11 protein-coding genes are annotated in these 15,106 nt (G+C 70.9%); 3 read left to right on the top strand and 8 right to left on the bottom strand.

Features of this window, described 5'->3' with window-relative positions; genetic code table 11:
• The first annotated feature begins 8 nt into the window (after nucleotides 1-8).
• A complete protein-coding gene (locus ACIBVL_RS21815; RefSeq protein ID WP_399098911.1) occupies nucleotides 9-1,043 on the top strand; it encodes a glycosyltransferase family 2 protein in 1,035 nt (344 codons plus the stop codon).
• Nucleotides 1,044-1,071: 28 nt separating this feature from the next.
• Here the strand turns inward: ACIBVL_RS21815 and ACIBVL_RS21810 are convergent, their stop codons facing one another.
• The 4 genes from ACIBVL_RS21810 to ACIBVL_RS21795 all read right to left on the bottom strand — a co-directional run bounded on the left by ACIBVL_RS21810 (nucleotide 1,072) and on the right by ACIBVL_RS21795 (nucleotide 7,021).
• The gene (locus ACIBVL_RS21810) at nucleotides 1,072-2,715 is read right to left on the bottom strand and encodes an LCP family protein (RefSeq protein WP_399098910.1); all 1,644 of its coding nucleotides are present in this window, start codon (nucleotides 2,713-2,715) and stop codon (nucleotides 1,072-1,074) included.
• 80 nt (nucleotides 2,716-2,795) lie between these two features.
• The gene (locus ACIBVL_RS21805; RefSeq protein WP_399098909.1) at nucleotides 2,796-4,565 is read right to left on the bottom strand and encodes an LCP family protein; all 1,770 of its coding nucleotides are present in this window, start codon (nucleotides 4,563-4,565) and stop codon (nucleotides 2,796-2,798) included.
• A gap of 264 nt (nucleotides 4,566-4,829) precedes the next feature.
• Nucleotides 4,830-5,996 (bottom strand): LCP family protein, encoded by a 1,167-nt coding sequence (locus ACIBVL_RS21800; protein WP_399099475.1) that lies wholly within the window; start codon nucleotides 5,994-5,996, stop codon nucleotides 4,830-4,832.
• A gap of 266 nt (nucleotides 5,997-6,262) precedes the next feature.
• Entirely contained in the window at nucleotides 6,263-7,021 is a 759-nt protein-coding gene (locus tag ACIBVL_RS21795) for a TIGR03089 family protein (protein ID WP_399098908.1), read from the bottom strand.
• Nucleotides 7,022-7,183: 162 nt separating this feature from the next.
• On the opposite strand from ACIBVL_RS21795, the gene ACIBVL_RS21790 reads away from it, so the two are divergent.
• Together ACIBVL_RS21790 and ACIBVL_RS21785 are read left to right on the top strand one after the other, a co-directional pair.
• On the top strand, nucleotides 7,184-8,593 hold the full coding sequence (locus ACIBVL_RS21790) for an N-acetylmuramoyl-L-alanine amidase (RefSeq protein WP_399098907.1): 1,410 nt from the start codon (nucleotides 7,184-7,186) through the stop codon (nucleotides 8,591-8,593).
• Between the two features lie 273 nt (nucleotides 8,594-8,866).
• Nucleotides 8,867-9,949: a sugar phosphate nucleotidyltransferase gene (locus tag ACIBVL_RS21785; RefSeq protein ID WP_399098906.1), complete on the top strand. Its 1,083-nt coding sequence runs from the start codon at nucleotides 8,867-8,869 to the stop codon at nucleotides 9,947-9,949.
• 569 nt (nucleotides 9,950-10,518) lie between these two features.
• On the opposite strand, the gene ACIBVL_RS21780 is transcribed toward ACIBVL_RS21785, so the two are convergent.
• The 4 genes from ACIBVL_RS21780 to ACIBVL_RS21765 all read right to left on the bottom strand — a co-directional run bounded on the left by ACIBVL_RS21780 (nucleotide 10,519) and on the right by ACIBVL_RS21765 (nucleotide 14,619).
• Nucleotides 10,519-11,541 carry a DNA-3-methyladenine glycosylase family protein gene (locus tag ACIBVL_RS21780; RefSeq protein WP_399098905.1) on the bottom strand — a complete coding sequence of 341 codons (1,023 nt, stop codon included), beginning with the start codon at nucleotides 11,539-11,541 and terminating at the stop codon, nucleotides 10,519-10,521.
• A gap of 156 nt (nucleotides 11,542-11,697) precedes the next feature.
• A complete protein-coding gene (locus tag ACIBVL_RS21775; RefSeq protein WP_399098904.1) occupies nucleotides 11,698-13,002 on the bottom strand; it encodes a coenzyme F420-0:L-glutamate ligase in 1,305 nt (434 codons plus the stop codon).
• Nucleotides 12,999-13,958, bottom strand: a complete 960-nt coding sequence (gene cofD, locus ACIBVL_RS21770) for a 2-phospho-L-lactate transferase (protein ID WP_399098903.1) — start codon at nucleotides 13,956-13,958, stop codon at nucleotides 12,999-13,001. Before cofD ends, ACIBVL_RS21775 begins: the two co-directional genes overlap by 4 nt.
• A 115-nt stretch (nucleotides 13,959-14,073) precedes the next feature.
• On the bottom strand, nucleotides 14,074-14,619 hold the full coding sequence (locus ACIBVL_RS21765; RefSeq protein WP_399098901.1) for a cysteine dioxygenase: 546 nt from the start codon (nucleotides 14,617-14,619) through the stop codon (nucleotides 14,074-14,076).
• Between the last annotated feature and the right edge of the window lie 487 nt (nucleotides 14,620-15,106).

Raw genomic sequence — 15,106 nt, 5'->3', positions numbered from 1 at the left:
AGCCCCCTATGAACGCCAAGCCCGACGTGCAGCTCCCCGCCGTGTCCGTCATCATGCCCGTCCTCAACGAGGAGCGGCATCTGCGCGGAGCCGTCCAAGCGATCCTCGCGCAGGAGTACGCCGGCGAGATGGAGGTCGTGATCGCCCTCGGTCCGTCCACGGACCGCACGGACGAGATCGCCGCCGCGCTCGTCGCCGACGACCCGCGCGTCCACACGGTCCCCAACCCGACCGGCCGCACGCCCGCCGCCCTCAACGCCGCGATCAAGGCCTCCCGCCATCCGATCGTCGTCCGCGTCGACGGCCACGGCATGCTCTCCCCCGACTACATCGCCACCGCCGTACGGCTCCTGGAGGAGACCGGCGCGCAGAACGTCGGCGGCATCATGCACGCCGAGGGTGAGAACGACTGGGAGCACGCCGTCGCCGCCGCCATGACCTCGAAGATCGGTGTCGGCAACGCCGCCTTCCACACGGGCGGGCAGGCCGGTCCGGCCGAGACGGTCTACCTCGGGGTCTTCCGGCGCGAGGCGCTGGAGCAGCAGGGCGGCTACAACGAGGAGTTCATCCGCGCCCAGGACTGGGAGCTGAACTTCCGCATCCGGGAGGCCGGCGGGCTGATCTGGTTCTCGCCGGAGCTGAGGGTGTCCTACCGGCCGCGGCCGAGCGTGAGGGCGCTCGCCAAGCAGTACAAGGACTACGGCCGTTGGCGGCACGTCGTCGCCCGCTACCACGAGGGCTCCATCAACCTGCGCTACCTCGCCCCGCCCGCCGCGGTCTGCGCGATAGTCGCGGGCCTGGTCGTGGGCGCCGCCGTCACCCCGCTCGGGTTCGTGATCCCCGGCGGCTACCTCGCGGCGATCGCCGCCGGGTCGGTGCCGGCCGGCAAGGGGCTGCCGCTGAAGGCACGGCTGCAGATCCCCGTCGCCCTCGCCACCATGCACATGTCGTGGGGCTTCGGCTTCCTGACCAGCCCCAGGTCGCTGGCGAGGAAGGTCATCGCGTCGCGCCGCCCGGCGGTCCTCAGCAGCTCGTCGAGCTGAGCACCGCCGGACGGCACCAGGGCCCGGACTACCAGGTGTAGTTCGGGTCCACGTGCATGCACTGCGAGTCGTCGGCGCCGTTGATCGCCTGCGCCGACGCGGGCGTCGTGTCGTTGTCCTCCTTCTTCGGCGCCTCGTACTTGGTGCCCGAGCGCCAGTCCCCGCCCACGAAGAGCGTGATTCCGGAGACGTCGGTGGACTTCTTCACCTGGCTCGTCGGGATGCCGAGGGCCTTCGCGACCCGCTGGGCGTCGGCCTGGAGGTCGGCGCTCGGGTAGCGGATCAGGGTCGTCTCCTCGGAGGTGGCCGCGGAGGTGTCCGCGACGGCCTCGGTGAAGCCCTTGTTCTTCAGCAGTTGGGTCACGGTGGCCGCGCGCCCGCTGACCGGGGCGAGCGTGCCGGTACGGGTGCTGTTGTGCACCTGCACCGCGATCTCGTCGTCCGCGGCGGCGGTGTCCGTGACCGTCGGCGACGGCGTGGCGGTGGTCTTCTTCTCGTCCTTGCCGTCGAGGGCGATGTCCTCGCGCACCAGCCGGAACAGCTTCGTGGCGTCCGAGGTGGGCACCACGCGCCCGGTCTGGACGGTGTCGTAGGCGTTCGGCATCGTCGTCATCGTGATGCGCTCGGTGGGCACCTTCTGCAGCTCGGTGGCCAGGTCGTACATCTTGGTGATGGTGTCCAGCCCGTCGTCGACGGTGATCGCCTTCGTCGCCGCCTCGGCCAGTTTGCGCAGCTTGTTGGGGTTGGTCAGCTTGGCGTTGGCGCGCAGCTCGCGGACCATCGAGTTCATGTACATGTGCTGTGCCTTGGCGCGGGCGAGGTCGGTGTCGTCCTCGAAGCCGTAGCGCGTGCGCAGCCACTGCAGGGCCTGCTTGCCCTTGATGGAGTGGGTGCCCTCCTCCAGCTTCAGGCCGGAGCCCTTGCCGGTGCCGGTGTGCGAGTAGACGTTGGCGTCCACGCACACGGGGACGCCGCCGATGGCGTCCGCCATCGACACCACACCCGAGAAGTCGATCATCATGAAGTGGTCGATGTGGATGTCGGTGAGCTTCTCCCAGGTCGCCACCGTGCAGCCCGGGCCGCCACGGCCCAGCGACTCGTTGGTCATCGACCGGGTGCTCGCCGCGTACGTCTTCTTGGTGTCCGGGTCGGTGCACTTGGGGATGTCGACGAGGGTGTCGCGCGGCATGCTCACCACCGACATGTTGCTGCGGTCCGCCGAGATGTGCAGCAGCATCTGGACGTCCGCGAGTGGGGGGCCGCCGTAGGTGTCCTTCGCGCCGCCCAGCTTCTGGTTCTCCGCGGTGTCGCGTGCGTCCGAGCCGATCAGCAGGATGTTCAGCGCCGTCTGACCGGCCGAGTTGGCCTGTGTCCTGGCCGCGCGGTCCTTGGCGTCGCCGAGGTTGAGGTCGTCGCTCTTGATGTTGGAGTTGAGGTGCTCGTAGTAGAGGTATCCGGCGCCCGCGCCGCCGAGTATCACCACCGCCAGCACCGTCGCCGACCAGCGCAGCACACGCCGTCTGCGCCGCCTGCGGTCCACGCCTCGGCCGGCTCTGTGCCCGCCGTCGTTCTTGGAAGCGTCTGCTTCCGGTGCGTTCTTGTCCACCGGCGTCAGGGACATCGTGTCCTCGACCGGGGGGACCTCTCCCCGCACCCCACCTTTCGCCGCCATTCCCCTGCCCCTCCACGCCGTGCGCCTGACACGGGCCCGTCCCGCGTCAAGTCAGACGCGTGACGGGCCCGAAGGGTTACCTACTTGGCGCACTCGACCTTGTCCGCCGTGGACTTCTGGACCGTGTCCGGCACCTTCGCCGCTGCCGTGAGCGAAACGCCCGCGCCCTTGAAGTCCTTGCCCAGCGTCAACGTCATCGTCGGCAGCCCCTGGGCGTTGAGGACGCTCTCGCCCGGCTTCAGCGCGGTGCCGGGCAGCCCCATGATGGCGGCGAGCCTGCGTGCCTGGTCTGCTTGGTCGGGGTCGTACTCGAGCGTCGTCCTGCTCAGTTCCTCCGGCGCGTTGCCCGCGTTCTCGGACTTCGTCACGCCCTCATCATTCTGCAGCCAGTTAAGAGTCTCCTGTGCGCTGCCGGCCGGGGCTCCGCCGTTCATGACCCGCACCCGGACCTCGGAGGCGGCGGACTTGGTTCCCTTGAGCCGGGCGGCGGCCGCGGCGGAGGCCGCGTCCTTGGAGGCCGCCGCCTTCTGCTTCACCTCGGTGAAGGAGACATCGTCCTTGATCATCTGGAAGACGGTGGGTGCCGTCGAGTCGTTGAGGACGACGGTCGCCTTGACCTTCTCCGCCGGGTTGTCGACCACCGGCACGGTCGTGAAGGTCAAGTTCTTCACATTGAGCTTGCCCAGCTCCAGGCCCAGGTCCTTGAGCTTGCCGATGCTGTCGAGCTGGGAGTCGACGGTCAGCGCCTTGGTGCCCGCCTCCGCCAGCTTGATCATCTTGGTGGGGCTGGTGAGGGTGTCGTTCGACTTCAGCTTGCGCATCAGCGAACTGAGGAACTGCTGCTGCAGCTGAATCCGGCTCAGGTCGCCGCCGAAGCCCACCGAGTGGCGGGTGCGCAGGAACGCCAGCGCCTGCTCGCCCTCGATGGTGTGGGTGCCCTTGGACAGTTTCAGGTGCGAGTCCGCGTCGTCGATGTCCTTGGCCAGGCACACCTCCACGCCGCCGACCGCCGTGCTCAGCGTCTTGACCGCGTTGAAGTCGGCCACCATGAAGTTGTCCGCCTGGATCCCGGTCAGCTCGGTGACCGTCCGCACGGTGCAGCTCGGCGTCCGCTCCTCCTGGCCGAGGCTGGTGTTGAAGCGGACGTTCTCCTGACCCTTGATGACCTTCGTGGTGCCGTCCGCCTGTGTGGTCGGACAGTCCGGGACGTCCACGATCAGGTCGCGCGGGATGCTCAGCGCGGTCGCGTTCGTCCGGTCCTTGGAGACGTGCAGCAGGATCGTGGTGTCCGCGTGACCGACGCTGTTGGCGTCGCCGTACTTGGTGTTGCCCGCGCCGGTGCGCTTGTCGGTGCCGATCAGCAGGATGTTGATCGCCTTGTCCGTGCTGAAGCCACCGGTGCTCGCGCCGTCGTCGGAGACGGAGGTGATGTTGTTGTTGAGGTGCTCGAGATAGAGGTAGGCCGCCGCGGCCGAGCCCACGAGCACGAAGGCCATCGTCCCGCCGGTCCACAGCAGGATCTTCTTCGCCCTCGACTTCTTCTTCACCGGTCGGCGCCCGCGCCGGCTCGGCGGCTCCTCCGGAGCCCCGCGCCGCCGTCGCGGCCCCGGCACCCGGTCCGGCGCCCCCTCCGGCGACTCCCGGTCCGGCGGCCCCGGACGGCCCCGCGCGGCACCCGGCGCACCGGTTGCCGCCGCTGCCGCCCCCGAGGCGGCTCTGCGGGGTCCGGGCACCGCCGACTGCGGTGCGGAAGGAGTCAGTCGCAGTTCGTATTCGCCGGTGTTCGGATTGAGCACCCACTGGTCTGCGGGATCGATGCTGTCCGCCCGCCCACGGCCTTGCGCGTCCACGGTTTCCGAATCCTCCGTCGGGGCCACGCGGCGCCTTTCCCCCTCAAAAGGCGCTCGGGTCGTCAAGGTCACTCAGTCTCACTCGGTCAATCAGTGCACGACCCCAGGACGGATCTCGCGGTTGGGTGCACCGGGTCGCTCACACTATCCGCCCAGTTCAACGTGGGGCGACGGCCGTGACAAATTCCACGTCCCTACAACCGGGCAATCCAGCCCATTTCCTTGGACCGGACTCGGTTACAAGGCCTCGCCTTGGCAAGCGCTTTACCCGCAGCCGTCCTCGACGGCCGTGTTCCCGCGGAACGTAGGGGCCGGTGGTGAGGGAGAGGCGGCGGGGGAGGCGGCCCGCCGCCCGTACGGTCCGTGATCACCCGACTCCGCAGAGCCCGAATTCATGGGAAGTTCCTGAGAAACCGCCACGGGGGCGTCGGTGCGCAGCCGTTCGAAGAGTTTCCCGGCCTCGGGCTCCATGAGTTGGTCGCGATTGGCGTTGTGGACGTACGACTCCCGTGGAACGGTCAGGAATTGCACACGTTCGGTAGGAATGTCGCGCAGGCCGCGCACGAGTTCGTAGAGTCCGCGCAGACTCGCCAGATCCGGGTCGGTGGTGAGGGAGGACGTGGCCGCGTCCAGCACCGGATACAACTTCACGGGATTCAGCAGGACGTCATCGCTTTGCACCTTGTGGACGAGCGCCCCGAGGAATCGCTGCTGCCGTTCCATCCGCTCGGTGTCGCTGCCGTCCCCCAGCGACTTGCGGGCCCGCACGTACCCGAGCGCCCGCTCTCCGTCGAGCGTCACCTTCCCGGCGGGCAGCCGCAGCTCGGCGGCCTTGTCCGCGATCGGATCCTCCAGACACACCGTGACCCCGTCGACGGCGTCGACCATGTCCTTGAACCCGCTGAAGTCGACGACGACATGGTGGTCGATCCGCACGCCGGTCATTTTCTCCACGGTCCGGATGGTGCAGGCCGACCCTCCCGTCTCGAACGCGTGGTTGAACATCGCGAACCCGGACGCGGTCCGCGTCCCGTCCGGCCGCCGACAGGACGGCACGTCCACCATCAGATCGCGGGGGACCGACACCGCGGTGGCGCTGCGCCGCCCGCCGGACAGGTGCAACAGGATCGTGGTGTCCGACCGCTCGGTCCCGGAGTCCGTCCCGTACCGCCCGTTGTCGTCCCCGGCCCGCGAGTCCGACCCGATCACCAGCACGTTCTGCGCGTCCTTCACCAACGACGTCGGCCGCTCCTTCGCATAGCGCTCGAGTTCCGCCGCGGCCGCCTCGTCGGGCGTGATGTTCCCGTCGAGGTTCGCGTACAGCACCCACCCGACACCCCCGCTCCCGGCCGCGAACAACACCACGGCCCCCACCCCGCACCCGATCCACCGCCGCCGGGCCCCCCGCCCGGCGGACACCCGGCCCCCCATGTCCCCGCGACGTCCCACGCCTGGCTCACCCCTCCCGCATCCGGTAGCCCGTACGAGCACGTCGTGCCCCTCCTACGACGATGCCGCCCCCTGCCCCACCCGGCGGCCGGACCTACTCCGAACGGGTGACCCCGACCGCGGACCGCATGGGGCGCAGGCCCTGCCGGGGTTCAGGGGCGGAGTCCTGGGGAGCGGAAAGGGGCAGGGGAAGGGGCAGGGGAAGGGGCAGGGGAAGGGCGGCGGGGGCGAGAGAACCCCGGGCAGGTCTACCTGGCCGTCGCCGTGACCCGCTCACTCTCGATCCGCCGAGCCACCGCCTCCTCACCCGCCCGCTCCAGATTCCGGCACAGCACCACGGACCCCCCACTCGCCAACGGCCCGTACAGCCCCGCGCTCAACCCTTCCCACGTGTCGTACGGCAACCCCGACAGCAACCGCGAGCCGGGCCCCGTCAACCCCAACCCGCCCGCCTCGGCCCGCGCCCGCTCCACGATCTCCGCCCCTGTGTACTCCGCCCCCGCGACGATCAGTGCCGCCGCCTCCGGATCGACGGGTGCGTACGGCACGAACCGGTCGCCGAACGTCGGAACCTCCACGGCGTAATCCGCGTACCCCTCCGGAGGCGCCGGCACGAACCGGCGTCCGAGCGGCGCGAGAGTCAGCGCGTACCGCTCCCCGCCACACGCCATCCCCGCCTCGAACCGCCCCGGCCCCGCCACGACGAAGTCCGCCCGCGCCGGATCCCCCTCCACATCCGCGACCACCCCCACCGACGCGCACGCCAGCAACCACACCGCCGTCTGCCAGTGCGCGGGCAGCAGCAACGCGACCCGGTCACCGGGCTCGGCGGACATCCCGTCCTGGAGGAGATTCGAGGTCTTGGCCACCCAGTTGGCGAAGGTGGCCACGGACAATTCGACCCGCTCACCCGTGGCGTCGTCGTAGAAGGTCACCAGGGGGCGCGCGGGATCCGCGGCGAGCGCGGAACGCAGCAGGTCGGCAGGGGTGCGATCGGTGGCGTTCACCCGCGCAAGCGTACGCGCCGACCCGCCCCGGCACCCACCGACGGGCCACCGGTTCGGCCGAACGCCGGCCGGCGGCGCGGCCACCGATTCGGCGGAACGCGCCCGACGGCCCGTCAAATCCCCGATGGACAGATATGTATGACTATGTCCAGGATCGTTCGCATGCGTGGATTGCTTGCTACTTCGATCGGTGTCACCTGTGCGGCCGCCCTCGCCCTCCCACTGACGTCGCCCGCCACGGCGGCGGCAGTGCGACCGGCGCCGACCGCGGAGGCCGGCATCGCCGACATCGCCGACACCAGAGCCACTTCCCTCCCCGGCAGCACCCAGTCGCTGCCCCTCAGCCCCCTCACCTCCCTCACCCGCGACCGTGCCCTCGGCAACGCCGACCAGGGCCTGTCCCGTCGGGACGTGAGGCGCTTCTCCCTCCTCGGCGTCATCTGGGACGACCCGGACGCCGAACTCGAAGCCCGCGTCCAGGTCCGCACCCGCCCGGCCGGCGGCAACGCCTGGTCCGGCTGGCAGGACGTGGAGACCCACAACGCCGACCACGGCGCCGACCCGGACACCGCCGAACGTTCCTCGGGCCGGGTCCGCGGCGCCACCGCCCCCCTGTGGGTCGGCGATTCCGACGGAGTCGAGGTCCGCGTCCACCCCGACACCCGCAGCCGTACGGAGGAGACCGGCAGGGGCGTCCGCACCCTCACCGCCCCCGCCCCGCTCCCGACCGGCCTGCGCCTCGAACTGGTCGACCCCGGCGCCCCCACCCCGACCCACGTCCCGGTGGGCCCCCCGCGCACCAGAGCCGTACCGAACGCCGAACAAGCCGCCGTACCGAACGCCCAGGAGGCGGCCCCCGCCCCCCTGGAACTCCCCGCCCTGAGCCGCGACCAGACCAGCCGCGAACTCATCTCCCCCAATTCCCCCCACGGGAGCGAGTCGACGAAGAGCCGGCGGGCGAAGCCGTACATCGGTCCGCGCCCGGCCATCGTCACGCGCCGAGGCTGGGGCGCCGACGAGAGCCTGCGGGAGACGGGATTCCGCTACACGTCGACGGTCAAGGCGGCCTTCGTGCACCACACGGCGACCGGCAACAACTACAAGTGCTCCCAGGCCCCGTCCGTCATCCGCGGTATCTACCGCTACCACGTGCGGAGCATGGGCTGGCGCGACATCGGCTACAACTTCCTCGTCGACAAGTGCGGCACCATCTACGAGGGCCGCGCGGGGGGCGTGACGAAGGCGGTCATGGGCGCTCACACCCTCGGGTTCAACAGCAACAGCATGGGGATCGCCGTCCTCGGCACCTTCTCCTCCGCCAAGCCGAACTCGGCCACGGTCACGGCCATCGCGCGGCTGACGGCATGGAAACTCGGTCTGTTCGGGGCGAATCCGAAAGGAAAGACATACCTGAAGTCCGGAGGTGGCAATCTCTACCCGAGGGGAAAGAACGTACGACTGAATGTGATCTCAGGTCATCGGGACGGGTTCGCCACGGAATGCCCCGGAAAGCAGCTCTACGGCAAGCTCGGCTCGGCCCGCTCGACCGCGGCGCACTATCAGGGGCGCTGAGGCGGGCCCGGGTTCGGTGGTTCCGGGGGCCTGGAGCGGCCCCCGGAGGGACCACGGGCGGCGAGGACCGCCGGCATCGGACCGCAACCGCCTGCACCCGAACGGCCGGAGAACACATCCAGCTGGGGGCACATTTCGTCAGCCGTCGGGGGGACAGTCTCCTTGGGACTGGGACGGAACACCGCACGGCCTGGAAAGCGCCACACAACGGTCTGCATACACTGGCCGGTCGAATGACAGTTCGGCCGGTCCCGGCAGGAAGCAGAGACGAAGGTGACAGAAGCGATCCTCCTGGTCGGCGGCAAGGGCACCCGACTGCGCCCGCTCACGGTGCACACGCCCAAGCCCATGGTCAGGGCGGCGGGGGTGCCGTTCCTCACGCACCAACTGGCGCGGGCGCAGGCGGCGGGCGTGGACCACATCGTCCTCGCGACGAGTTATCTGGCGGAGGTCTTCGAACCGTACTTCGGCGACGGCTCGTCGCTGGGCCTCCACATCGAGTACGTGACGGAGGACGAACCCCTCGGCACGGGCGGCGCGATCCGCAACGTGGCGTCCCGCCTGCACTCGGCCCCCGACGACCCGGTGCTGGTCTTCAACGGCGACATCCTCACCGGCCTGGACATCAGAAGGCTGGTGGCGACACACGAGGCGACGTCGGCGGACGTCTCCCTCCACCTCACCAAGGTCACGGACCCGAGGGCGTACGGACTGGTCCCCACGGACGAGACGGGCAGGGTCCTGGCCTTCCTCGAAAAGCCCCAGACCCCCGAGGAGATCGTCACCGACCAGATCAACGCGGGCGCGTACGTCTTCCGCCGCTCGGTCATCGACACGATCCCCATGGGCCGCCCGGTCTCGGTGGAACGCGAGACGTTCCCCGACCTCCTCTCCGCCGGCGCCCACCTCCAGGGCATGGTGGACTCCACGTACTGGCTGGACCTCGGCACCCCCGCGGCCTTCGTACGGGGCTCGGCGGACCTGGTCCTCGGCCGCGCCCCGTCCCCTGCGGTCCCCGGCCGCTGCGGCGACCGTCTGATCCTCCCGACGGCAAGGGTCGCCGCCGACGCGAAGCTGACGGGCGGCACGGTCGTGGGCGAGGGCGCGTTCGTCGCGGAAGGCGCGAGGGTCTTCGGCTCCACGATCCTCCCCGGCGCCGTCATCGAACCAGGCGCCGTCATCACCGACTCCCTCATCGGCACCCGAGCCCGAGTCGGCGAACGCTCCGTCCTCACCGGCACGGTCATCGGCGACGGTGCCGTCATCGGCCCCGACAACGAACTCCGCGAGGGTGCAAGAGTCTGGTGCGACGCCCGCATCCCAGCAGGCGCCCTCCGCTTCTCCTCGGACCAGTAACCCCGCCGACCACGCCAAGGCGCGGTCCAGGACCTCAGAGCCCATCGGTCGGGTGAGACCGGGGCCGTACTGTCCCGAGCTCCCAGCGACCGGTGGGGGTTTCCTGGTGCCGTCAGGTCATGGCAGCCCGTCTGGAGTTCAAGGCCGAGACGGTTCCGTCCCGAGCCCGCACCCACCGGTGGGGGTTTCCTGGTGCCGTCAGGTCATTTCAGTCGGTCGGGGAGTTCAAGGCGGGGGCCGTGCTGTCCCGAGTTCCCAGCGACCGGTGGGGGTTTCCTGGTGCCGTCAGGTCATTTCAGCCGGTTGGGAGTTCAAGGCGGGGGCCGTGCCGTCCCGAGCCCCCACCCACCCGTGGGGGCTTCGCTTCTCGATGCCGGTCAGGGCATTTCAGCCCGTCCGGCGTTTGAGGACGAGGCCCGTTCAGGGCCGAAGCGGGGTCTGGGGGCGCAGCCCCCAGCGGGGTGCGGGGGCGGAGCCCCGCGAGGGGTGCAGGGGACGCAGTCCCCGCCGGGGTCGAAGGGGCGGAGCCCCTGGGGACGGGAAGGGTAAGGGCGGCGGGGGCGAAACCCCTACAGCGCCCCGATATCCCCCCGCCGCATCCGCGGAGCCCTCCGCTCCGGAACCCGCCCACTCAACAGAATCAACCGAGCAGCCCGATGCCGCTGCCCCGCATAAGGCGCCAACAACTCCAACATCACCGCATCGTCCGCCCCCCGATCCCCAGCCAACGCCCACCCCACGATCCCCGGCAGATGCAGATCCCCCACGGTCACCGCATCCGCCGCCCCATGACTGCGCTGCACGGTCTCCGCCGAAGTCCACGGCCCGATCCCCGGCACCACCTCCAACCGAGCCCGGGCCTCCTCCGGCCCCATCCCCACCGCCTCCTCCATCCGCCCCGCCACCCGAACGGCCCGCAGAATCGTCGACGCCCGCTTGTTGTCGACCCCCGCCCGATGCCACTCCCACGACGGAATCAGCGCCCACGTCCGCGCCGCAGGCATCACCCACAGCCGCCCACCCGCCGCAGGCCCCGGCGCCGGCTCCCCGAACTTCCGCACCAGCAACCGCCACGCCCGATACGCCTCGTCGGTCGTGACCTTCTGCTCCAGAATCGACGGAATCAACGACTCCAGCACCAATCCGGTCCGCGTCAACCGCAACCCCGGCCGCCGATGCCGAGCCATCGCCACCACCCGATGCCGAGGCACGAACGCCTCCGGCTCGTCGGAGGCGCCGAGCAGGTCGGGCAACCGCTCCAACAGCCACTCTCCCCCCGGCCCCCACGCCTCCCCCCGCACAGCCCCACCGCCGGGAACCGCCGACACCCGCAACGTCCCAGGCCCGACAGGCGTCAGACTGGCCCGCCACACCGACCCGTCGGGCATCGCCCGGAACGTGGGATCCCCGGGCCCCCGCCGCAACGGCCCCAGCACCAGCCCCAGATCGAGCGCCCCCTCCGGCACCCACTCCCGCACCCGCGCCGGCCCGTCACCGCCACCCCGGACCGGCCGAGGCACCCCAGCGGGCACACCGGCATGCCCCCCGCGCACGGTCGTACGCGTGGTCCGGGGAGCAAATCGTCCTGACACAGCCGAGGTCCTAAGGGATCGAAAGGAAGAAGCTACGAGGGGAAAGAGAACCCTACGAGAGTGCGGGCGACTCCACGTGACCGAAACAGGCCCCCCGAGCAACGCACGAACCAGCAGGCGGACGGGCGCGCCACACGAAGCCCCTCTCCCTCCGCCTCACCGCACTTCAATGAAGCCTCCCACCCCCCGCTCGCCCCGAGCCCGAGGCTCCTCCGCCGCATGCCCCACCGCCACCGCCCCCATCGGATCCCACCCCTCCGGCAACTCCAGCACCTTTCGCACCACATCCCGGCAGAACATCGTCGACGACACCCACGCCGACCCCAGCCGCTCCCCGGCCAGCGCGACGAGGAAGTTCTGCACCCCGGCCCCGGCCGCCACGACGAACATCTCCCGCTCGGCCCCGTCCCGCCGCGCGTCCCCGTACGTGTGCGCCCCGTCCATCACCAGGCACGGCACCACCAGATACGGCGCGTTCCGCAGCACGTCACCCCGCCGCACCCGCTTGGCGATCGACTCCTCGGACTTCCCGTCCCGCCGCAGATCCGCGATCCACGCGTCCCGCATCGCGTCCAGCAGCAGGGTCCGTGACTCGGCCGACTCCAGCAGCACGAACCGCCACGGCGTGGTGTGGTGCGGCGCCGGCGCCGTCACCGCCGCGGCGACCGCCCGCCGTACCGCCCCGGGATCCACCGGCTCGTCGGTGAAGGAGCGCACGGTGCGCCGCTGAGTGACCGCCAGCCGCACCGCCTCCGAGGTCCCGAGCCGGAACATGTCCTCCCGCGCCTCCCGCACAAGCGTCCGCGCCCCCTGCCCGGCCCCCTCGGCCACCACATGCGCCAGCCCCCGGACCACGGCCACGGGCAGCCCGGCCGCCTTGCCCTTCACCAGGTCCCCGGCCGCCGCCAGCTCGTCCGCCGTCGCGACGACCGTCGCGCTCAGCGGATTGCCGTACGCGTCCGTGCCCCCGCGCAGATCGTCCAGCACCCGCACCCCGGCGGCGCCGATCGCCACATCCGTGAGCCCCGCCCGCCAGGGCCGCCCGAAGGTGTCGGTGACGACGACGCCGACCTCGACACCGAGCGCTTCCCGCAGCCCCTCCCGGATCGCCCGGGCGGACGCGTCCGGATCCTCGGGCAGCAACAGCACCGTCCCGGAGGGGGTGTTGGAGGCATCGACACCCGCCGCGGCCAGAACCAGCCCCTGCCGGTTCTCGACGATCCGCAGCGTCCCGCGCCGTGCCACGACCCTCACGGTCTCGGCGTCGATCGCGGCCTCCCGGTCGTCCGCCCGTATGGCGCGCCCCTCCGCCTTGGACACGATCTTCGAGGTCACCAGCAGCACGTCCCCGTCGGCGAGCCCGGGCTCGGCGACGGCGATCAGCTTGGCGAGGTCGTCCCCGGCCCGCACCTCGGGCAGTCCGGCCACGGCCCAGACGCGGTAAGCCCTCTCAGCGGTCATGCCCCCCGTACCTCCTCTGCCAGAGCCAGTGCCTCCCGAGCCATCCGCGCGGTGGCGTCGAGATCGCTCATCATCAGCGGAACGGCCCGGCAGCGGATGCCGGCCGTCTCGATCCGCTCCACCGAGCCCGCGTCGACGGTGTCCACGAGCCAGCCGTCGAGCAGCCCCGAGCCGTAGTGCTCGGCCACCGCCGCGGCCGTCGACTCCACGCCGACCGCCGCGAGCACCTTGTCGGCCATGCCCCGCACGGGCGCGTCGCCGACGATGGGGGACAGGCCCACGACCGGCACCCCGGCCTCGGCGATCGCCTCGCGGATGCCGGGCACGGCGAGGATCGTGCCGATGGAGACCACCGGGTTCGACGGAGGGAACAGCACCACGTCCGCCGCGGCGATCGCCTCCAGCACCCCCGGCGCCGGCTTCGCCTGCTCGGCTCCGACCGGCACGACCGCCTCCGCCGGCACCGACGCCCGCAGCCGCACCCAGTACTCCTGGAAGTGGACGGCCTTGCGCTCACCGTCGACCTCGACCGCGACATGCGTCTCGACCCGGTCGTCGGTCATCGGGATCAGCCGCACCCCCGGCTTCCACCGGTCGCACAGCGCCTCGGTCACCGCGCTCAGCGGATACCCGGCGCCGATCATCTGCGTCCGCACGATGTGCGTGGCGAAGTCCCGGTCGCCCAGCCCGAACCACTTGGGCCCGACGCCGTACGCCGCGAGCTCCTCCTTCAGATGGAAGGTCTCGTCGGCCCGCCCCCAGCCCTGCTCCTCGTTGATGCCGCCGCCGAGCGTGTACATCACCGTGTCGAGGTCCGGGCAGACCTTCAGCCCGAAGAGATGGATGTCGTCGCCGGTGTTGCCGATGACCGTGATGTCCGCGTCCGGCACGGCCCGCTTCAGACCGCGCAGGAACCGGGCACCGCCGATGCCGCCTGCCAGAACCACAATGCGCATGGGAGCCAGTCTCGCAGGCTGCGACGACAACCCGCCGGGCGGATGTGGACAACTGCCGGCCTGTGGACAACCCGACCGCCCGTACGAGCGTCCCGGCCCCGTGCCCCGACGCCCGCTAGGCGCTGACGGCGTCCACTTCGTCGTACGTCTCGCCGGCGGCGCAGGCGATGGGGGTCCCCCCGGCCGAGCGAAGCCGGGACTGGGGGAGCATGGGCATCTCCGTGAGCCCGGGGAAGTACACGTGCAGACTCACCGCCGGCTCCAGCGCGTCGTTGACCACCTCGTGCACGTACCCCGGCGCGAACACCCGCTGCGCCCCCTCGCCCAGTACCCGCTTGCCCCGCTCCGTGTGCTCGGTCAGCTCGCCCTCCAGAACGGTCAGCACCCCGGAGGAGTGGCCGTGGTCGTGCGGTCCGCTGCCCTGGCCGGGCACCCAGGACAGCAGCCACACCTCGTAGCCCGGGCCGGTGCGCAGCCGGTGGTACCAGCGGGTCGTGGCGTCGTACCGGACCAGGTGTGCCCACTGGTCACGGTCGGCGGCGAGGGAGCGGGCGAGGCCGACGAACTCGGCCACGGTGACCGGGTGCTCGCGCGGAGCCTGCAGGAGGTGCGGGACTTCGAGGATGTCGCCGGCGATCTGGAGGTCGCTGTCGCTGTTCATGGGGTGGGTGGTTCCTCGGCGGAAGAAGGGGGGCTGGGTCTCATGTGCCGTCCGCCCGGATCACGGGTGGAACAGGGGTGCCCTGGTGCGGGCCGAAGGGAAACGGCAGCCGGGTCGCGGTGGACTCGGAAGGGGCAGCCGGAGCGCTGGGCAGGCTCAACAGCTGGAACAGCAACAACAGCTACAGCGAGCGCGGGCAGCACCGTGGGACCCGACGGAGCGGGTCGAGGTGAGTGCCGAGTTCGCGAGCATGCCCACTAGGACACCGGTTCACACCTGCCGATGTCAACTCGGCGCCCGGTATGCGGGACGCCGTTCACCTCATCCGGTGCATCTCCGAGGTGAAAGGTTTGCGCACCCGGTCACCGGGACACATGGGGCACAACTCGTTCCGCGCGCGTGTCGCAACGGGATCGAACTTCTGGGCGTCCTTCTCCGTACAAGCGCTGTGGGGGCCCGAAGCCCTCGCAGGGCCTCATCTGCGTGT

The sequence above is a fragment of the Streptomyces sp. NPDC049687 genome (assembly GCF_044465285.1).
In the GTDB taxonomy this organism is placed as follows: Bacteria; Actinomycetota; Actinomycetes; order Streptomycetales; family Streptomycetaceae; genus Streptomyces.
This window is presented reverse-complemented; position numbering and strand designations above follow the sequence as displayed.